Below are 18,992 nucleotides of genomic sequence, written 5' to 3'. Positions count from 1 at the left end.
TAAATGCTTACTCAGTTGCTGGATTGGCTTTTTTCGGTGGACGACCGCGAGGGCGACGAGGACGAGCTTTTTCTTTCTCTTCCTTTTCCGCTGCTGTTTCTTCGGCTGTCGCATCATCGGCAACATCTACGGCCAATTCCGTTTGTACCGGTTCAGCTTTAGCTTTGGCTTTTGCTGGAGCCGCTTTTTCGACCATCGGTGCTTCGGTGACTTCAGCAGCTTGTTCAGCCGGCTCAGCAACAACGGTTTCCGTAGCGGCAACTTCGGCAGCCACTTCTACAGGCTCAACGACAGCAGCAACTTCTTCAACCACTGCAGCGACAGCAGGTTCTGCTGCAACTGGCGTTTCTTCCACTTGAGCTTGCTTTACTTGAGCCAATGCTTGTTCAGCTGCCTGTTTGGCTAAACGACGACGCTCGCGCGGGTCATTGGCAACGCGTTTTTCCGACTCTGGCTTGGGTGGAGTCAAATCCAACACCGGTGCAGGTTCAGCTTCAGGCGTTGCTTTGGCAACTTCTACATCACGTGTGACAGGTTTCTTTTCCGCTTCTACCGTAGCAGGGCTGCTTAGGCTCGCTGCGTATTCAGTCGTGAACTTTTGCAAAGCGCGGTTGAAGGTTGGAATCAAGCCAAATTGCTCAATCAGTACGGCACAGTCTTCACCATAGACATAGCGAATTAAGCTACCCACGGTGTATTGCGCCAAAGTTGGCACTTGTGACGGGTTGAGCTTCGGTGCTTGCGCTTGTTTAGCCTGAGCTTCACGTTGTTGACGACGACGCATGCGCGGATCGTTGCTTGCACGTTTTACTTCTGAACGAGGCTTGTGCTCTTCCTTGGCAGCAGGTGTTGTTGCTTCTGGTTGAACTTCTGCTTTGGCTTCAGTTTGAGCGGCGACAGGAGCGGCTTGAACGGCTTCTATCGGTTCAGCGACAACTGGTTCTGCGGCAACAGCTACTACAGGGGCAGTATTGTTGATGGCCACAATTTCACTTTGTGCTTGATCAACATTGACCACCAGTGCTGTTGGCATGATGTCCTGACGTGGCGCATCAATCACGTCAACTTTCACTTGTCGCTCATCAATTACGACTGGCGCAGGCGCAGCGATTGCAGCAGCTGGCTGTTCGTTAAATACGCTTTGGTCGCGGTGGCGATTTGGGCGATTTGGACGTTGCTGGTTGTTGCGGTCACGACGCGGCACTGCAGCTTGTTCAACTGGAGCTTCGCTCTGTTGCTCTTGCGGTTGTTGACGTTGTTGACGTTGACGTTTTTGCTCACGCTGTTCTTGGCGTTGCTCTTGACGCGTCATCTGAACAACTTCTTCAACCACTTGGTTTTGCTCTTGTGGCTGCTCGCGTTGCTCTCTGTGCTTGTTGTTATTGTTGCGCTTTTTGTTGTGACGCTGCGTTCTCTCTTCTTTTTCAACGTTTTTGTCTGCGAGATCACGTTGCTCTGGTTTTTGTGGAGCAGGTGTTGCAGAGAGGTAAACGTTGCTGCTTGCCACAGGCGCTGGTGCAGCAGCTGGTGTGGTGACCTGACCAAACTGACCACGGCTTACAGCACCACCATTGACCATTTGTTCAATTGCCGCTGCAGCGTTATTGGCTGTGCGTGCTTGGTCTACAGTCTGAGCTTGTTTTTGCACAAACAAGTTTTCTAACCATGCGCATGGGCTGCCTGATGCTGCCGCAGGTGCTGCTTGGCGAGAAGTTTGAGTGCTTGGTTGAGCTGCTTGCTGCGGCTTTTTCTTGATGTGTTTTTCAGCTGCAGGCGCAACGCTGGCGGGTTGTTCGGCTTCTTCTAAGTGCCAATCTGAAGCCTCATAGCCCAATTCTTTTTCGCTAGAACGAGTGGCTTCAGTACGTTCATAGCTGGTTGGCGCGAAGCCTTCTGGGTTGTACGAAATTTCGTAATGTGGTGTTTCTAAGTGTGGATGCGGTAATACCGTGACACGCACATTTGAAGTTTGTTCTAAATACACCAAGCTATGGCGTTTTTCATTCAATAAGAACGCCGCAATTTCAACGGGTACTTCAACTTGGACTTCACCATGACGCTCACGTAGCGCGATTTCTTCCACTTTACGCATAATTGAAAGTGAAAGAGAGCGTAGGTCACGCACCATGCCTGTGCCATGACAGCGTGGGCAGACATAACCAGTGGCTTCTTCTAAAGATGGACGTAAGCGTTGACGGCTCATTTCCATTAAACCGAAGCGAGACAATTGACCAAACTGGATACGTGCACGGTCACTTTGTGTTGCTTCGCGAAGTTTCGCTTCAACCATGCGTTGGTTGCGGTCTTTGGTCATATCGATGAAGTCGATGACCACCAAACCACCGATATCGCGTAAACGTAATTGACGTGCAATTTCTTCAGCAGCTTCTAAGTTGGTGTTGAGTGCCGTTTCTTCAACATCATGTCCACGAGTCGATTTCGCAGAGTTAATGTCGATAGACACCAATGCTTCAGTTTGGTCGATGACGATTGAACCGCCAGAAGGCAATTTTACTTCACGCTCATAAGCCGTTTGAATCTGGCTTTCAATACCAAAATGCGCAAAGAGTGGCTCATTCAAGGTATAAGTTTTTAACTTGTCGATTTGACGCGGCATGACTGCTTTTACGAAGTTATAGGCTTCGTTATAGGCTTGCTCAGAGTCAATCAGAATTTCTGCGACATCGTCACGTAAGTAGTCACGAATCGCACGTGTGACTACACCCGCTTCTTGATGCACCAACATTGGTGATGGACCAGAACTTGCTGTGCTTTGGATTTGCGCCCAAAGGTCGAGTAGGTGTTGTAAGTCCAGTTGTAATTCTTCTTGCGAACGGCCAATTCCTGCAGTACGTACAATTACGCTCATGCCACGCGGCACATTCAGGGATGCCAACATTTCTTTCAATTCTTCACGAACTGAACCCGAAATTTGACGGCTGATGCCACCACCTTTTGGATTGTTTGGCATCAATACTAAATAGCGACCTGCCAAAGAAATAAACGTTGAAAGTGCAGCACCTTTGTTGCCACGTTCTTCTTTTTCAACTTGAACCAAAAGCTCAGTGCCTTCAGTAATCAATTCACGAATATTTGAAGTTTGACGAGGGTCGGCTTTGTAATAAGAGTTTGCGATTTCGCGCATCGACAAGAAACCTTGGCGACCTGCACCGTATTCGACAAATACAGCTTCTAGAGAAGGTTCTACGCGAGTCACATGACCTTTATAGATATTGGATTTTTTTTGTTCACGGGTACGATTTTCTAAGTCAAAATCGTAAAGACGTTGTCCAGTGACAAGTGCAACGCGGATTTCTTCTGCATGTGTTGCATTAATCAACATACGTTTCATGGGTGTAACACCTTATAGTGATACACAACAAAAAATCGCTATTCACGTAGCGAACATCAAACATCACGGATCAAACTCAGATCTCAAATAAACCAATTGTGGTCTGAGGGTTTTCACTGGCCTTCTTTTAAGGTGGGCTCCAGCTTTGATTCACGTATTGATGATGGCAATACGGCTTCAATCTTTAAACGATTAAAGTCACCTGTACACTTCACTGGCGAACAAGCGGTGCATTGGATGTGAGTAACTTTCACTGTCACATTGCTCGAAGAGCATCCCTACAAAATAAGAGTGTCTTGATACGGAATTATCGTCGTACCTTTACAAACTGTGCAGATCCAATGCATCAGACGCTGTAGCCTGAAGGTTATATCAGGGTGCGACTAATCTGATGTGTATCAGTTTACGTTTAAAAACCAACTTGAGGTTGGCGACATATTTTTTCGGGCAAACTGATTTATGTACCTGAGGTACAATTAAACGCAACAGTTTGCGGTTTTGCCGATATAATAAGCCTTCGGCGTCGGCATAATTCTTTTGGGACCTTTCCGAGTTTATGATCATATTTTCAATGACATTTCAGTTTTGAATAAATTGAAATGTGTTGATGATGATTCACTTACGATGGTTTCCGTGCGCTGACTATAGCAAACCTTACATCATCTGCCTATGGGCTAAGCTTACGTTTCTAGTGAAAAGTATAGCCTAAATGATCAGTTTTTAATCAATTTTAGTATTTTTTTAGGTCACAGTATCTGTATGAATTCTACGCAAGAATGGCAAAGTGTCACTTGGTTTGAAGTGGACGAGCATCAAGCGGGTCAGCGCATCGATAATTTTTTATTTAGTCGACTCAAAGGTGTCCCGAAAAGTCGCATTTATCGTTTAATTCGTGAAGGCCAAGTGCGCGTCAATAAAAAACGCATTAAAGCCGAAACCAAATTGGCGATTGGTGACCAAATTCGTGTTGCACCAATTCGCTATGAGCAAAAAGATGAAACTGCGGCTCCCGTTTCAGATAAAGTCGCGCAGAGTTTATTGAGCCGTGTGGTATATGAAGATGAAGGACTGATGGTGGTCAATAAGCCATCGGGCATTGCCGTTCATGGGGGCAGCGGTGTGGCGTATGGCCTGATTGAAGGCTTGCGTGCGGCAACAGGGAAGAAATATTTAGAACTGATTCACCGTATTGACCGTGATACCTCAGGGTTGGTGATGATTTCTAAAAAACGCAGTGTGCTGAAGACCTTACAGGACATGCTGCGTGAACATAAGATTAAAAAAACCTACGCTGCAGTGGTGAAAGGCGTGGTGAGTTTAGACAAGCAACTGATTGATGCACCTTTGCACCGTTATGAATTGTCGAATGGCGAGCGTCGTGTACGTGTGTCCAAAGAAGGTAAGGATTCAAAAACGCAGTGGAATGTGGCAGAGCGTTTTATGCATGCCACCTTGGTGTATGCGTCACCGCTTTCGGGACGTACCCATCAAATTCGTGTGCATGGTTTAAGTATTGGTCATCCGTTGGTGGGTGATGATAAATATGGCCATGAAACCGAGTATAACGGCCCTAAACCGCGTCGCTTGTGCTTACACGCCATGCGTTTGGATATTCCTGGCTATCCGCCGATTGAAGCGCCTTTGCCTGAAGATATGCAGAATATTGTGGCGCAGTTAAGAGCACAGAAGAAGGATTAACCCTTTTTTCCCTCTCCTTCTAGGAGAGGGGGGTAAAACATAACCTCTTTTGTTGTGATTGATTGGAGATGATGCTGTATTGGTCATCCTGACTTTTTAAAGATAAAAAGTAACAAAAATCTTTTGTTGAGCTGATAGAACGTTCTGAATGAACTTTAAGCATGGCTTGAAAGTGAAGTGCAAGTCAGCTCAACGGCGACATCTTTGTCGCCATCACGTAGCAAATGCATCGTGTAAATTGTCTTGATACAAGTAAATATTGGACCCTTGAATGAACAAACCTGTAGAACTGATTATCTTTGATTGGGATGGGACGCTATTTGATTCAGTCGGGCAGATCGTGGCGAGTTTATTGTTTGCCGCACAGCAATTTTCGCAACCACTGAGCCATGAAGATGCCAAAAGTATTATTGGTTTAGGTTTGCCCGAAGTTGCGCAGCGGTTATTCCCTCAAGTGCCTGAATTACACCGCGAGATTTTGCAGTGTTATGCTGAGCACTATGTCGCAAACTCCAAAGGCGATGCTTGGTTTGACGGAGTCGCGGATATGCTGAATGAATTGCGTGAAGCTGGTTTGTTGTTGGCTGTGGCGACAGGGAAAAGCCGAAAAGGATTGGATCGTGTCTTGGCGCAAACCCAAAGCCAAGAGTTGTTTGTTGCTACACGGGCTGCCAGTGAAACACGTTCCAAACCTGACCCACTGATGTTGCAGGAAATTTTGCAGGTCACAGGACTGCATGCGGAGCAAGCGATTATGGTGGGTGATACCAGCTATGATTTGGAAATGGCAAGAAATATTGCCATGCCGCGAGTTGGTGTGAGCTATGGGGTGCATACGCCGACCACCTTGCAACAATATCAACCGCTCACCATTGCCGATGATGTTGCGAGTTTGCAGCAATATCTATTGCAATATGTGGAACTTAAACAAGCCATGTAAGGCTGCGCGAGTTGAATCCAAATCAGGAGGCTGCAAAGTGCGGTTCCTCCTGATTTTTTATGGGCTTAGCATTTGGTCTTAAGTGCTGCCATTGACGCTCTAGAATGAAAAATAAGAACAGCGTATTCCTCTCGGAAATCACGTCCCACCTAAGTAAAGTCCTTGTTTCTACATGTACTGCTGCCACAGCACTAATAGGTTCTAGCTATTGTAAAAAATAAAATAAGTATTGGCATAAAGCGGTCATTTTTCCGATGCTTAAGCGGTCTAAACATACACGTTTTTCGCGGTGGTTAGGGACAGCCATCAAATTCTCCTTGGCACTTTCACTGTATGAGAAAGATGCTGTCTTGCATGTTCACACACTCGAAAACGTTATCTGTCGTTATTTGCAGTTTAAGGAAACCTAGATGTCGAATTCTGCTGTTGTTGAATCCGTTGCACAAGCTTTACGTAACGCTGAGCTTACACAGACTGCGATTGCACCCATTCGCCCACAACTCGGTGAGGAACAAGCAGACGTCGATATTGCGTATGCGGTTCAGGAAGTCAATACCCAACGTGCCTTAGCCGAAGGTCGTCGTTTAGTCGGACGTAAAATTGGTCTGACATCTAAAGTGGTTCAGGCGCAACTTGGGGTCGATCAGCCCGACTTTGGCATGCTGTTTGCCGACATGGCGTATGGCGATGGTGAAGCCATTCCCGCAGGTGTGTTGATTCAACCCAAAGTTGAAGCAGAAATTGCGCTGGTGATTAATAAAGATTTAACTCAAGAAAAACATAGCTATGCCGACATTATCAGTGCCACAGCCTATGCCTTGCCTGCGATTGAAGTGGTCGATAGCCGTATTGAAAACTGGAAAATTTCACTGATTGATACCGTGGCGGACAACGCTTCATCTGCTGCCTTTGTGTTGGGTTCACGTCCCGTGAAGCTCGAACAACTGGATTTGGTCAATTGCAAAATGGTGATGACGCGTGGGGATGAAGTGGTTTCACAAGGCGTGGGCAAAGCCTGTTTAGCCAATCCGCTGAATGCCGCGGTGTGGCTGGCGGATGAAATGGTGCGCCGTGGTCGTCCATTGCTTGCAGGCGACATTATTTTAACTGGTGCTTTAGGTCCGATGGTGGTCGCGCAGCCGGGAGATGAGTTCAAGGTCGAAATTGAAGGTTTTGGTTCAGTGGTCGCTGCTTTTGCTGCGGAATAAGTGTGAATTTTAAGAGAGTAGATGCATGAAAAAGATTAAATGTGCATTAATCGGTCCGGGAAATATTGGGACAGATTTACTGTATAAATTGCAGCGGAGTGAATTTCTGGAACCCGTCTGGATGGTCGGGATTGACCCAACCTCAGAAGGTTTGGCACGTGCTGCGAGCATGGGACTAAAAACTACGGCTGAAGGCGTCGAGGGTTTATTGCCGCATGTCGTTGCTGATGAGATTCAAATTGCCTTTGATGCGACGTCGGCTTATGTGCATGCAGAAAACAGCCGTAAGTTGAATGAACTGGGCGTGCAGATGATTGACCTGACGCCTGCAGCGATTGGTCCATTCTGTGTTCCCCCTGTAAATCTTCAAGAACTCTTAGATGCAGGCGAGTTGCCCAATGTGAATATGGTGACCTGTGGGGGGCAAGCGACGATTCCTATGGTTGCGGCCATTTCTCGGGTACAACCAGTCAACTATGGTGAAATTATTGCCACCGTGTCAACCAAATCGGTAGGGCCGGGAACGCGTAAAAATATTGATGAATTTACCCGTACTACGGCAGGTGCAATTGAAAAAGTCGGCGGTGCGAAACAAGGCAAGGCCATCATTATTATTAATCCTGCTGAACCCCCATTGATGATGCGAGATACGGTGCATTGCTTGGTCGAGGGTGAGCCAGATCAAGCCGCCATTACCGCTTCGGTGCAGGCCATGATCACGGAAGTACAAAAATATGTACCGGGTTATACCTTGGTGAATGGTCCGGTCTTTGATGGCAATCGCGTGTCGATTTTCCTTGAAGTGCAAGGCTTAGGAGATTTCTTACCGACCTATGCCGGTAATCTCGACATTATGACTGCAGCAGCTGCACGGACAGCAGAAATGTTTGCAGAACGTTTATTGGCAACGGCTGAAGTATAAGGAGCAACCCATGTCTAAGATTATTGTGCATGATATGACTTTGCGTGATGGGATGCATCCTCAGCGCCATCAAACCACGGTTGAGCAAATGATTGCGATTTCAACGGCATTGGATGATGCCGGGGTGCCGCTGATTGAAGTCACACATGGGGATGGATTGGGAGGGGCTTCAGTCAACTACGGTTTTGCTGCGGCCAGTGATGAAGACTATTTATCAGCTGTGGTGCCGCGGATGAAAAATGCCAAAGTTTCGGCATTACTATTACCGGGCATTGGGACGGTCGATCATTTAAAAATGGCCCATGAGATTGGGGTCTCGACCATTCGTGTGGCGACGCATTGTACCGAAGCCGATTGTTCCGAACAGCATATTACCGCTGCGCGTCACTTGGGGATGGATACCGTGGGTTTCTTGATGTTGGCACATATGGCATCACCTGAGCGGCTTTTAGAAGAAGCGAAAAAGATGGTCTCTTATGGGGCCAACTGTATTTATGTAACAGACTCGGCCGGTTATATGTTGCCGCAAGATGTGACGGATCGTGTCGGTTTATTGCGCCAAGAACTGGACAGCAGTATTGAACTGGGTTTCCATGGTCATCATAATTTGGGGATGGGCGTGGCGAATACCGTGGCTGCGGTGGATGCAGGGGCGATTCGTGTCGACTTGGCATCTGCGGGCTTGGGCGCGGGCGCAGGCAACACACCTTTAGAATTGTTCATTGCAGTCGCCAATCGTATGGGCATAGAAACTGGCGTGGATCTGTTTAAAGTACAAGATGTGGCAGAAGATTTGGTGATCCCAATGATGCTGAACCCTATTCGTGCTGACCGCGATGCCGCCACTTTAGGTTACGCAGGCGTGTATTCATCCTTCCTGTTATTCGCGAAACGCGCAGAAGCCAAATACGGGGTATCTGCACGTGAAATTCTGCTGGAATTGGGACGTCGTGGTACCGTGGGTGGTCAGGAAGACATGATTGAAGATTTGGCGTTGACCATGTCTAAAGCGAAGGCTGCTTTGGTTTAATCTGATCTTGAATGAGTAAGAACATCTAAATAGGAATGCCAGTCAATTAAGGAATTGACTGGCATTTTCTTTTTTAATTCTTAAGTTTCAGCGCCTGCACTGCCGTATTTTTATTTTATAAAGTTTAAACGCCTTTGCGCAGGCAAGATCCGACTTTGGAAAGACCCAAAGTCGGCAAAAGTCTTTTGTTGCCCATACACAGCATCCGTGCCGTGATGGGCAACGCGCGGCATCCCTGCCGCACTTCGCGTATCCAAAGCTGATTTTACTCAGCTATGAAACAACAGTAGCTTTAGCCATTGAAAGATTGCATGGCGAGTAGTTCTAAACGTAGGGATATTTACTTAAAATACTGCGATTGAATTATCAAGTTCTTCTATTTTCTATCGTATTTAATAAATTAGACCTTTCTTGTTTTTTGATTACGCATTCTTCTTGTTTTAAAGCTATTTAACCTCATTATGCACATATAGAAAATATCTGTGATATGAGCGCTTTTTCTTATAATTCTGCAACTAACTTAGAAAATATGATCTTAAAATTTAAACAAAAAAACACTTAAGAATTGCAGTAATTCAGAGAATAAATCAGATTTGGCGAATAAAAACGGTATAGATTCAATCTTTCATTACATCTTGCGAAATCTGCTAAAGAGTGAGTTATTGCAATTAGGTCTTAATCAAAAATAGGCGAACTGTATTCCGTGGTTGAAGTCGGGTTTAAGTCGATTTTCTTAAGACTGTGGTCGGATTTTTTCTCTTCGACGAGTTCCGCATGATGGCGTCATAGCTCAATGTGATTATTGGAATGAATACCATGCGTCGTCAAACTTTATGGACAGCCATCTGTGTTGCAACTGCAGCATTAGGTACAACTGCAACGAATGCAGAATTTATCGACGATAGCCAAGTCCAGCTTAAACTCAGAAATTTTTATTTAGACCGCCAGTATGAAACGCTGCCACAAAACAATTGGGGCAGTTGGTCACAAGGTATCACCTTAGATGCCAAATCAGGTTATGCCGAACTGGGTGGCTTGCAATTGGGTGCTGATTTATTGGTGCAACATGCCTTTCGTTTAAATGGGCGGGATAAAAATGCCGATTGGGTACTTCCACATAATGGACAGGAACAAGCCAGCAATTTCGGCAAAGTTGGTGCCACTTTAAAAGCCAAAGTGTCGCAAACCGAACTCAAAGTCGGTGAATTATTGCCAGTATCGCCAGTCTTGGTGTTTGACCCATCGCGCCAGTTACTTACCACTTACAGTGGCGCATGGTTAGAGTCGAAAGAGCTGAAAGATACCAAACTGAGTTTGGCGTATATTGATGGCATTAATGCCCGTTATGACAATCAGTTTCAGGACTTAAGCTTGTTCCCGAACAATAATCCCAATACCGCCAAGGCCGCGGATGGGATGTATATTGCAGGGATTGATCATCAGTTTAACCCTGAGATTGGCGCGAGTTATTGGTATGCCGATGTCAAAGATATTTATCAACAGCACTATGCTGGCCTCAATTACAACACCAATTTAACCGCCAAGACTAAACTTAGCAGCCATGCGCGTTATTTTGATAACGCTGAGTCCGGTGACAAGCTTTATGGTGAGATTGACAATCAAGCCTTGTCGTTGGGTGCGAAATTGAATTGTGGCGCACATACAGTTGGGCTGGGCTATCAACAAATGTTTGGGGAAAATAACTTCCCGACCTTGGCAGGTTGGGTACCGCAGCCGTATTTGGTCAACTGGTCCGTTGCGACCTTTACCAATGCCAAGGAAAAATCTTGGAGCCTGTCTTATGCCTATGACTTTGCAGGCTTGGGGCTAAAAGGTTTGAATGCCAATGCCATCTATTTTGCAGGGTATGATGCTAAGGCAGGTGGTAAAACCAATCAGCAAGAACAAGAGCTAAATCTGATTGTGAACTACACCGTGCCGGAAGGTAAACTCAAGGGTTTAGGGGTGCAAGCCATGTATATTGACACCGACTATGACTGGAAAAGTGACTTAAAAGAATATCGGGTTGCCACTAGCTATAGTTATAAATTCTAAGTTTCAGCCGCAAGCGAGCGATTTGGTGACAAGTCGCTCTTTTTTTATTGATACCCTGTAGGATCGCGCCGAGATAATCAGGTGGAGTTGGTTTTTTAAGTAGAAATATTGTTTTAAAACAGCATCTTAAATTATCGTTTTTTTATAGTATATGATCGAAAACAAGTATCAGTGGCAGCGCTTGGAACAGGTAAGATGGAACCGTAAAACCTGTCGAAATGAACGAATTGACCTGTCTTGAACATAGAAGATCAGATAGGTCCAAGGCTGTACGAGGAGTATGTATGAGCACGGTCCAAATCCCGAATTACACCACCGACCCATTTTTTGGCTTGGAAGATAAATGGATTGAAACGGCTGAAGGAGAGTTAACCCATTACCATGAAGTGGGTCAAGGCACACCGATTTTATTTTTACATGGATCTGGTACTGGGGTGTCCGCTGCGGCCAACTGGTGGCTGAACTTGCCGCAAATTGGTGAGCAGGCTCGTTGTATCGCCATCGATTCAATTGGCTACGGTCAAACTGTGGTGGCGGAAGGGACAGCCTATGGCATTCGTGCCTGGGTCGATCACGCGGTGCGTACCCTCGATGCCTTGGGCATTGAAAAAACCTGGTTGGTCGGTAATTCGCTTGGGGGCTGGTTGGCCTTCCAAATGGTACTGGACTACCCAGAACGGGTGCTGGGCATTGTGTCGATGGGGACGGGTGGAGCCAAACAAACGGCAGCGCTTAAAGCCCATGCCAACCCTGTCTTAACGGTAGAAGGCATTAAAAACACCTTGTCGATGTTTGTGGTGGATAAGAGCCTGATTACCGATGAGCTGGTCAATGTGCGTTATGAAGCGGCCAAGAATGATTATGCCTCAGACCGTTTAATGGAAGTGGTTGGTGCGCGTGATCGTGACCGTTTCGAGTTCCCGCTCGATTTTGAAAAAATGAAAGAGATTCAAGTGCCTGTACTGCTGATCCATGGCGTTCAGGATGTGGTGATTCCCGTCTCGCGGACATGGGACATTTTAAATACGGTGCCATTGGCGGATGCGCATATTTTCAGTCAGTGTGGACATTGGTCACAAGTGGAAAAAGCCGAAGAATTTAACACCGTGATTAAAGATTATTTGAGCGCACGTGGCGTGAAATAATAGTTTGGAGTAGCAAAGGGATGGTTCAGCCATCCCTTTTTTATATCGGATCGTTTATCGAGGTCACATTAAATTAAAGCGTGATAAAACCTGCGGCGACATTAATGCTGATGGCTAAAATGGAGGTATTAAAACCATAGGCCAAAAGAATATGCAGAATATTCAGGATCCGCATCGGGCGGGAAGTAATCGAAACATCCGCGGTTTGTGCCGAGGTGCCAATCACATAACTAAAGTATAAGAAATCGGGATAAGTCGGATGGGCGGTTTTGGGAAAGTCTAGTCCTGCATCTTGTTCATCGGCCAGTGCCAGATAATAGTCATGTGCATAATGAATGGCAAAAATGGTATGCATAAAAAACCAAGCACTGATAATGGTCAGTAGTGAGAGCAATAAATGGCCCAATGTCAGCAGCACATTATGTGGTAAATGGGTCAGTTCAATCACGATGGCAATCAGGCACATCACCAAAGTCAGCATGACCAGCAGTAAAATAATCCATTTACTGGCATCTTGTTGTTGTGCCTGCTGCAAAATATGCCGATGGTCGACAGACCAAAGGGTACGCATGGTTTTAATCAAATAACTGGACACGGCAATATTCCAGCTGATCAGTAAGTTGGTCGACCATGTCCAGTCGGTGAAAACATTTAGCACCACATAAATCAGGGCCGTCAGTAAAAAAGTAATAAAAAAGAAGGGGCGAAATTGCATTCCTGATTTTAAACGATGCAAGGTAGGCATAGGCATAAAGCACTCCCTAGAGTTTTTTGTTTTTATCTCATTGCTGACAGTATAAAAATTTATGCGTTGATCGGTATCAGTTTAGACTTAAGTTGTAGGAAAAACCCTACAAATAATCTGATTTTGTGGCTGAATCGTATCGTAAAAATTAGGGGCAAAAAAACAGCGCTATATTTGTGTCGGTATTACTGTCGACGAAGGACGATTTTGTGCTGAAAAGCTGCTATTCGTTAGCCCAAAAGGCACACCACTATTTATTCAGAAAATAATGGTGCGCTGATTGAGGGGCTGGTATTGCTTTTCAAGCTGAAATTAATTGCGGTTAATATTTAAATAAAACACGCGGGTCAGCAACTCCATGAATTTATCGACGGCCTGTGAGGTATTATTTTTACGGTAGCTGACATACAGGTCGAGGTAAGGCAACTCCACTTCAAGTGGTCGAATCACGGTATTGTTCATGGTCAGTGGGGCAATATAGCCCGGCAAGATGGTACATCCCAGTCCCATGCCAATCGAGTTAATGTTGAACAGAATGTTGTCGGCCTTTTGCACAATATTAAATTCAATATTGTTGGCTTTGGCAAACTCCAAAATGGTGTTGTGCAAAGTGAGTGATTGTTCTGCCGCAGGGATAATAAAATCAATACCATTCAAGGCTTTAACAGGAATGCGTTCGTATTTGGCCAAAGGATGATCTTTGGGCAGCAAAAACAATAGTGGCTCACGCAGTACAAACTGACTTTCAATTTCATCATTATGAAAATTATGTCGGGTAAAGGTAATGTCCAGTTCACCTTTTTTGAGCAAACGCATTTGCTCAGTATTGTTCATACTCAGCAATTCAATTTTTAAATCAGGATTTTGTACCCGTAAATTCGGCAAGACGTAGGGGAAAATCTTCATTTCCGCGACAGGCACGAAACCAATGCGTAGCATCTGCTGTTTGGCTTGCGCCACTTGGCGTGCCATCGCTACAGCTTTGTCGGCTTGAGCCAGCGTCAGACGGGCCTGTTCCAGAAAAACGGCGCCTTCTTCCGTGAGTTCAACTTTGCGCTTGGTTCGATGCAACAGCTTCACACCGACATCTTCTTCCAGATCTTTAATTTGCTGACTTAAAGAGGGCTGTGCGGTATAAAGCTTCAATGCGGCCTTGCTAAAGTTCAGTTCTTCAGCAACGGTAATGAAGTAGCGAAGGTGTCTAAGTTCCATATAAATAACCCACTGAGTAATCCAAAAAATGTCTTACCATGACTGCAGCAAAGTATAATCTATAAACAACTATGCCGTGAAGTTGATTCAAGCATTTAGAAAATAAATGATCTTGAGTATAGGGTTGAGATTTTAATATAAGAAATTACTTTTTTAATAATTGCTAAAACGTATTAATTAAAACAAAAAAAATATTTCCCTAAAAGCGCCTAAAAAACCATGATTCCCCCAAAGTTGAGTCTATTTACGTTGTGCCGTGTATTGGTCGCAGGAGAGCTTTTCATGAGTGGAAAAATTGATGTGCGTGAAATCGACGCTTTGGTCGATGCACAAAATGGACGTATCTCGCCATCCATCTATACCGATCCAGATTTATACGAATTAGAACTCGAACGCGTGTTTGGACGAACTTGGTTGTTTTTGTGTCATGAAAGCCAAATTCCTAAAGCGGGAGATTTCTTTAATACCTATATGGGTGAAGACCCGATCATTGTGGCACGTCAAAAAGATGGTTCAATCAAAGCATTTTTAAACCAATGCCGCCATCGTTCGATGCGTGTCAGCTTTGCCGACTGTGGCAATACCCGTGCCTTTACCTGTCCGTATCACGGCTGGTCTTATGGGGTCGATGGTTCACTGAAAGACATTCCTTTAGAAGATCGTGCCTTCCCGCAGGGCGCGTGTAAAGAAAAATGGGGCTTGGTCGAAGTTAACCGAGTAGAAAGCTACAAAGGTCTGATCTTTGGTTGCTGGGATGAAACCACCCCGGATCTGATTGAATACATGGGCGACATCGCTTGGTATCTTGATGGTGTGCTGGATCGTCGTCCGGGGGGCACCGAAATTATTGGCGGGGTACACAAATGGGAAATCGAGTGTAACTGGAAATTTGCCGCGGAACAGTTTGCTTCCGACCAGTACCATGCCTTGTTCTCGCATGCCTCTGCGGTGCAAGTTTTGGGTGCCAAGCCGAATGATGATGCCTCGAAACAACTCGGTGCAGCACAAACGGCGCGTCCAGTTTGGGAAACTGCTAAAGATGCCTTGCAATATGGTCAGCGCGGTCATGGTTCAGGTTTCTTCTTTACTGAAAAACCGGATGCCAACGTATGGGTCGATGGTGAAGTGGCCAACTACTTCCGTGAAACCTTTGATGAAGTTAAAGAACGTCTAGGGGAAATCCGAGCTTTACGTTTGGCAGGGCATAACACCATGTTCCCAACTTTGTCTTGGTTAAACGGTACTGCGACTTTGCGCGTCTGGCACCCACGCGGTCCAAACAAAACCGAAGTTTGGGCATTCTGTATTGCCGATGCCGAAGCCTCACAAGAAGTGAAAGATGCCTTTGAGCGTTCAGCGACACGTGCCTTTGGTCCGGCAGGTTTCCTTGAGCAAGATGACTCGGAAAACTGGGTGGAAATTCAGAAAGTCTTACGTGGTTATAAAGCACGTCAAAACCAACTGATTATGGAAATGGGCATGGGCAATGAAAAAGTCCGTGAAGACGGTATTCCAGGCATCACCAACTACATTTTCTCTGAAACTGCCGCACGTGGTTTATATCGCCGTTGGGCAGATTTATTGATCCATGAAAAATGGGAAGACGTGGAAGCCGCTGCAGAAGCCTACGAGAAGGAGCTTGTGAAATGAAAGCAGTCAGCCTAGAGCTTTATCATTCAATTAGCCAATTTATGTATACCGAAGCCAAGTTGCTGGATGACTGGAAATTCCGCGAATGGCTGGATGTGCTGGCCGAGGATATTTCCTATACCTTGCGTACTACGCCCAATGCTCAAACCCGTGACCGTCGTCGCTCGGTCGAACCGCCAACCACATGGGTGTTTAATGACAATAAACACCTGTTGGAACGTCGGGTGGCACGTTTGGAAACTGGGATGGCATGGGCCGAAGAACCGCCATCACGCACCACGCATATGGTCTCGAATATTTTGGTCGAAGCGACTGACGTCGAGGGTGAATATGATGTGCATCTGACTTATTTGCTGTATCGCACGCAAAAAGAAAAAGATGTCACCATCTACTGCGGTAAGCGCCTAGACAAAATCCGTAAAGTGGATACGGAGTTGGGCTGGCAGATTTTTAATCGCAAAATTGTATTGGATCAAGTGACCTATTCGTCACATAACTTGAGTGTGTTCTTCTAATGAATAAGATTTTTGTCTGCCAAATCGATGAATTGGATGAAGGGGATGCGCTCAAAGTGGCATGTGGAGTTAATGGTATTGAAGCATTGGCAGTCTTCAACAATGGCGGAGAGTTCTTCGCTATGAATGACCGTTGTTCACACGGCAATGCTTCAATGTCAGAAGGCTATCTGGAAGAAGACGGTACGGTGGAATGCCCATTACATTCTGCCCGGTTCTGTCTGAAAACAGGTCAGGCTTTATGCCTGCCAGCCACTGATCCAATTCAAACTTTTCCTGTGCTGATCGAAGATGGTGCTTTGTACGTCAGTATGGAAGGAGCATAAGCATGGGCTGGCTGGAGGGTGAAGTTGCCCTGATTACCGGTGGTGGTTCGGGTCTGGGTTGGGCGTTGGTCGAGCGCTTTTTAGCAGAAGGAGCTCAGGTTGCAGTACTACAACGCTCGCAAGCCAAGGTCGATGCACTCAAAGCTCATTTCGGTGACCGTATTGTGGCAGTGACGGGTGATGTCGCTAATTTTGCCGACAACGTGCGAGCAGTGCAGGCCACGGTGGAACGCTTTGGCAAACTGGACTGCTTTATTGGCAATGCGGGCATTTGGGACCACTATGCCGACATCGTGAATATGTCGGGTGAACAACTGGAACATGCCTTTGATGAAATCATGGGCATTAACACCAAGGCTCTGATTCTGGGTGCGAAAGCGGCACTGGATGAATTGGTGAAATCTGAAGGTTCGATCATTTTTACGCTTTCAAATTCTGCGCTTTATTCTGCGGGTGGTGGACCCATTTATACCGCCTCTAAACATGCGGGTGTGGGGGTGATGAAAGAGCTGGCCTATGAGCTCGCACCTAAAGTGCGCGTGAATGCGGTTGCGCCATCAGGCATGAACGTCAACATTAAAGGTGCCGCATCTTTAGGGCAGGAGAACCTTGGTTTACTCGATGCCCGCGACCCTGAAAAAATTGCTCGGGGTATGCCGTTGAATTTTCTGCCTGAACCTGAAGACATGACCGGTTCATACGTGCTGTTGGCATCGCGTCAAAATAACCGTCCACTGACGGGCGTGTTGATCAATGCTGAATGTGGTCTTGGTATTCGTGGTTTACGTCAACCGCGTGCTGGGTTCTTTGATGAGTGATTGATTCACTAAATGACTCATCATTTAGGGATCTTCAGAGCTTTTAAACCTAAAGAAATCTCGAATTTAAATTGAATGAGGTTTGATGGGTATCTCAAGATCTTTGGTACGCGGAAATGTCATTCGCAATTGTTTGAGGCAGGACGAGAGCCAAAACGAAATGTTTCTGCGATTCATTAAGATCGTGCTGGTCGTTGCCGAGTTTTGCGAACGACAATGGTTTTGCCTACTTTTCCCAAAAGAAAAGTAGGTCGAACCAAAGGTTAATCCGAAAATTTATGCATTCTTGGAAAGACTCAGCTTCATCATTTCAACGTTTATTTTTGACCCAGTCTTTATATTGAAATCTTTGAATATTTTAAGGAAACACAGTCATTAAGCGACGGTTTCTATTTTGGAGTCACACATGGCCGTTAAACTCATTTGTGCATCGCACAGCCCATTGATGGAATTTGCATCCCCGCAGGAACAACGCAAAGAACAGCTGGTTCGTGAAACCTTTAGCAAGCTGGCTGCGGAAGTCAAAGCCTATGATCCGACTTTAATCATTACCTTCGGTCCAGATCATTTTAATGGGTTTTTCTATGACTTGATGCCGAGTTTCTGCGTGGGCATTCGCGCCACAGCCGCAGGGGATTGGGACTATGGCAAGGAACATCCTGAACTGAATGTTCCAGAGGAGACAGCGCTGCAATTGGTCCGCCGTGTGCTAGATGAAGGCGTTGATGTGGCTTATTCCTATCGCATGCAGGCCGATCATGGCGTAACTCAGCCGTTGCATTTTTTATGTGATGGGCAGTTGAACCGTTATCCAACCATTCCGATTTTTATTAATGGCGCGGCTGCCCCTATGCCGACTACCAAGCGGACGGTGGCCTTGGGACGTGCCGTAGGACAGTTCATTCAGTCTTTAAATCTAGAGCATGAGCGGGTATTGATTTTAGGCACAGGCGGATTATCACATGATCCACCGACGCCACAAATGGGTGCAGTGCCACCGGAAGTTGAAGAGTTTCTGATTTGTGGGCGTAACCCATCGCCTGAATCACGCCAAAATCGCCAAGCCAAAATTATTGCTGTGGGGCAAAAACTGGCTGCGGGAGATCAGTCCGTGGCTGTGCCGTTGAATCCTGAGTGGGATCGTGCCTTGTTAGAGACCTTTGCCAAGGCAGACTTCGCTGCAATTGAAGCCATGACCGAAGCCGGGATTCGTCGTGATGGTGGTCGTGGTGGTCAGGAAGTCCGTTCATGGATGGCCGCCTTTGCTGCATTGCATGAATTAGGAGCGTATGAGATGACGACACATTGCTATGAAGACATTAGCGAGTGGATTGCGGGCTTTGGTATCGTATCGGCAGGATTAAAAGGATCATGAC

The 18,992-nt window shown here is 46.1% G+C and carries 15 protein-coding genes; 12 read left to right on the top strand and 3 right to left on the bottom strand.

The annotated features are described in order from the left end of the window. Nucleotides 1-7: 7 nt before the first annotated feature. Entirely contained in the window at nucleotides 8-3,352 is a 3,345-nt protein-coding gene (locus AC6CHI_RS08835; RefSeq protein WP_498120776.1) for an Rne/Rng family ribonuclease, read from the bottom strand. Between the two features lie 759 nt (nucleotides 3,353-4,111). On the opposite strand from AC6CHI_RS08835, the gene AC6CHI_RS08830 reads away from it, so the two are divergent. From AC6CHI_RS08830 to AC6CHI_RS08800, 7 genes are all read left to right on the top strand, one after another. Then, complete coding sequence (locus AC6CHI_RS08830) at nucleotides 4,112-5,050, top strand: RluA family pseudouridine synthase (RefSeq protein ID WP_498120774.1); 939 nt, start codon at nucleotides 4,112-4,114, stop codon at nucleotides 5,048-5,050. Nucleotides 5,051-5,321: 271 nt separating this feature from the next. Further along, the gene (locus AC6CHI_RS08825) at nucleotides 5,322-5,990 is read left to right on the top strand and encodes an HAD-IA family hydrolase (RefSeq protein ID WP_498120773.1); all 669 of its coding nucleotides are present in this window, start codon (nucleotides 5,322-5,324) and stop codon (nucleotides 5,988-5,990) included. A gap of 410 nt (nucleotides 5,991-6,400) precedes the next feature. Beyond that, nucleotides 6,401-7,198, top strand: coding sequence for a 2-keto-4-pentenoate hydratase (locus AC6CHI_RS08820; RefSeq protein ID WP_498120771.1), 798 nt, complete (start codon nucleotides 6,401-6,403; stop codon nucleotides 7,196-7,198). Between the two features lie 25 nt (nucleotides 7,199-7,223). Continuing rightward, nucleotides 7,224-8,120, top strand: a complete 897-nt coding sequence (locus AC6CHI_RS08815; protein WP_458892595.1) for an acetaldehyde dehydrogenase (acetylating) — start codon at nucleotides 7,224-7,226, stop codon at nucleotides 8,118-8,120. 10 nt (nucleotides 8,121-8,130) lie between these two features. Continuing rightward, complete coding sequence (gene dmpG / locus AC6CHI_RS08810; RefSeq protein WP_498120769.1) at nucleotides 8,131-9,150, top strand: 4-hydroxy-2-oxovalerate aldolase; 1,020 nt, start codon at nucleotides 8,131-8,133, stop codon at nucleotides 9,148-9,150. Nucleotides 9,151-9,966: 816 nt separating this feature from the next. Further along, nucleotides 9,967-11,205 (top strand): OprD family outer membrane porin, encoded by a 1,239-nt coding sequence (locus tag AC6CHI_RS08805; protein ID WP_498120767.1) that lies wholly within the window; start codon nucleotides 9,967-9,969, stop codon nucleotides 11,203-11,205. A 284-nt stretch (nucleotides 11,206-11,489) separates the two neighbouring features. After that, a complete protein-coding gene (locus AC6CHI_RS08800) occupies nucleotides 11,490-12,350 on the top strand; it encodes an alpha/beta fold hydrolase (protein WP_498120765.1) in 861 nt (286 codons plus the stop codon). 73 nt (nucleotides 12,351-12,423) lie between these two features. Here AC6CHI_RS08800 and AC6CHI_RS08795 read toward each other — a convergent pair whose 3' ends face one another. Together AC6CHI_RS08795 and hcaR are read right to left on the bottom strand one after the other, a co-directional pair. Beyond that, a complete protein-coding gene (locus AC6CHI_RS08795) occupies nucleotides 12,424-13,101 on the bottom strand; it encodes a DUF1345 domain-containing protein (RefSeq protein WP_498120764.1) in 678 nt (225 codons plus the stop codon). A 306-nt stretch (nucleotides 13,102-13,407) separates the two neighbouring features. Beyond that, the gene (gene hcaR / locus AC6CHI_RS08790) at nucleotides 13,408-14,307 is read right to left on the bottom strand and encodes a DNA-binding transcriptional regulator HcaR (RefSeq protein WP_458892600.1); all 900 of its coding nucleotides are present in this window, start codon (nucleotides 14,305-14,307) and stop codon (nucleotides 13,408-13,410) included. A 282-nt stretch (nucleotides 14,308-14,589) separates the two neighbouring features. Between hcaR and hcaE the strand changes: the two genes are divergently transcribed. The 5 genes from hcaE (at nucleotide 14,590) to AC6CHI_RS08765 (ending at nucleotide 18,991) form a co-directional block, all read left to right on the top strand. After that, nucleotides 14,590-15,957 (top strand): 3-phenylpropionate/cinnamic acid dioxygenase subunit alpha, encoded by a 1,368-nt coding sequence (hcaE, locus tag AC6CHI_RS08785; protein ID WP_498120762.1) that lies wholly within the window; start codon nucleotides 14,590-14,592, stop codon nucleotides 15,955-15,957. Further along, nucleotides 15,954-16,472 carry a 3-phenylpropionate/cinnamic acid dioxygenase subunit beta gene (gene hcaF / locus AC6CHI_RS08780; RefSeq protein ID WP_458892602.1) on the top strand — a complete coding sequence of 173 codons (519 nt, stop codon included), beginning with the start codon at nucleotides 15,954-15,956 and terminating at the stop codon, nucleotides 16,470-16,472. Before hcaE ends, hcaF begins: the two co-directional genes overlap by 4 nt. Next, nucleotides 16,472-16,798, top strand: a complete 327-nt coding sequence (hcaC, locus tag AC6CHI_RS08775) for a 3-phenylpropionate/cinnamic acid dioxygenase ferredoxin subunit (RefSeq protein ID WP_498120760.1) — start codon at nucleotides 16,472-16,474, stop codon at nucleotides 16,796-16,798. The genes hcaF and hcaC overlap by 1 nt, the downstream gene beginning before the upstream one ends. 2 nt (nucleotides 16,799-16,800) lie before the next feature. Then, nucleotides 16,801-17,616 carry a 3-phenylpropionate-dihydrodiol/cinnamic acid-dihydrodiol dehydrogenase gene (hcaB, locus tag AC6CHI_RS08770; RefSeq protein ID WP_498120759.1) on the top strand — a complete coding sequence of 272 codons (816 nt, stop codon included), beginning with the start codon at nucleotides 16,801-16,803 and terminating at the stop codon, nucleotides 17,614-17,616. Nucleotides 17,617-18,022: 406 nt separating this feature from the next. After that, nucleotides 18,023-18,991 carry a 3-carboxyethylcatechol 2,3-dioxygenase gene (locus tag AC6CHI_RS08765; RefSeq protein WP_498120758.1) on the top strand — a complete coding sequence of 323 codons (969 nt, stop codon included), beginning with the start codon at nucleotides 18,023-18,025 and terminating at the stop codon, nucleotides 18,989-18,991. Nucleotide 18,992 lies beyond the last annotated feature (1 nt).

This window comes from Acinetobacter sp. GQ146 (assembly GCF_059758585.1).
The sequence above is the reverse complement of the archived record's forward strand: the minus strand, read 5'-3'. Positions and strand labels throughout refer to the sequence as shown.

Coding starts and splice junctions, on each gene's coding strand:
- AC6CHI_RS08835 (WP_498120776.1), bottom strand. CDS start 3,352: ATGAAACGTATGTTGATTAATGCAACACATGCAGAAGAAATCCGCGTT.
- AC6CHI_RS08830 (WP_498120774.1), top strand. CDS start 4,112: ATGAATTCTACGCAAGAATGGCAAAGTGTCACTTGGTTTGAAGTGGAC.
- AC6CHI_RS08825 (WP_498120773.1), top strand. CDS start 5,322: ATGAACAAACCTGTAGAACTGATTATCTTTGATTGGGATGGGACGCTA.
- AC6CHI_RS08820 (WP_498120771.1), top strand. CDS start 6,401: ATGTCGAATTCTGCTGTTGTTGAATCCGTTGCACAAGCTTTACGTAAC.
- AC6CHI_RS08815 (WP_458892595.1), top strand. CDS start 7,224: ATGAAAAAGATTAAATGTGCATTAATCGGTCCGGGAAATATTGGGACA.
- dmpG (WP_498120769.1), top strand. CDS start 8,131: ATGTCTAAGATTATTGTGCATGATATGACTTTGCGTGATGGGATGCAT.
- AC6CHI_RS08805 (WP_498120767.1), top strand. CDS start 9,967: ATGCGTCGTCAAACTTTATGGACAGCCATCTGTGTTGCAACTGCAGCA.
- AC6CHI_RS08800 (WP_498120765.1), top strand. CDS start 11,490: ATGAGCACGGTCCAAATCCCGAATTACACCACCGACCCATTTTTTGGC.
- AC6CHI_RS08795 (WP_498120764.1), bottom strand. CDS start 13,101: ATGCCTATGCCTACCTTGCATCGTTTAAAATCAGGAATGCAATTTCGC.
- hcaR (WP_458892600.1), bottom strand. CDS start 14,307: ATGGAACTTAGACACCTTCGCTACTTCATTACCGTTGCTGAAGAACTG.
- hcaE (WP_498120762.1), top strand. CDS start 14,590: ATGAGTGGAAAAATTGATGTGCGTGAAATCGACGCTTTGGTCGATGCA.
- hcaF (WP_458892602.1), top strand. CDS start 15,954: ATGAAAGCAGTCAGCCTAGAGCTTTATCATTCAATTAGCCAATTTATG.
- hcaC (WP_498120760.1), top strand. CDS start 16,472: ATGAATAAGATTTTTGTCTGCCAAATCGATGAATTGGATGAAGGGGAT.
- hcaB (WP_498120759.1), top strand. CDS start 16,801: ATGGGCTGGCTGGAGGGTGAAGTTGCCCTGATTACCGGTGGTGGTTCG.
- AC6CHI_RS08765 (WP_498120758.1), top strand. CDS start 18,023: ATGGCCGTTAAACTCATTTGTGCATCGCACAGCCCATTGATGGAATTT.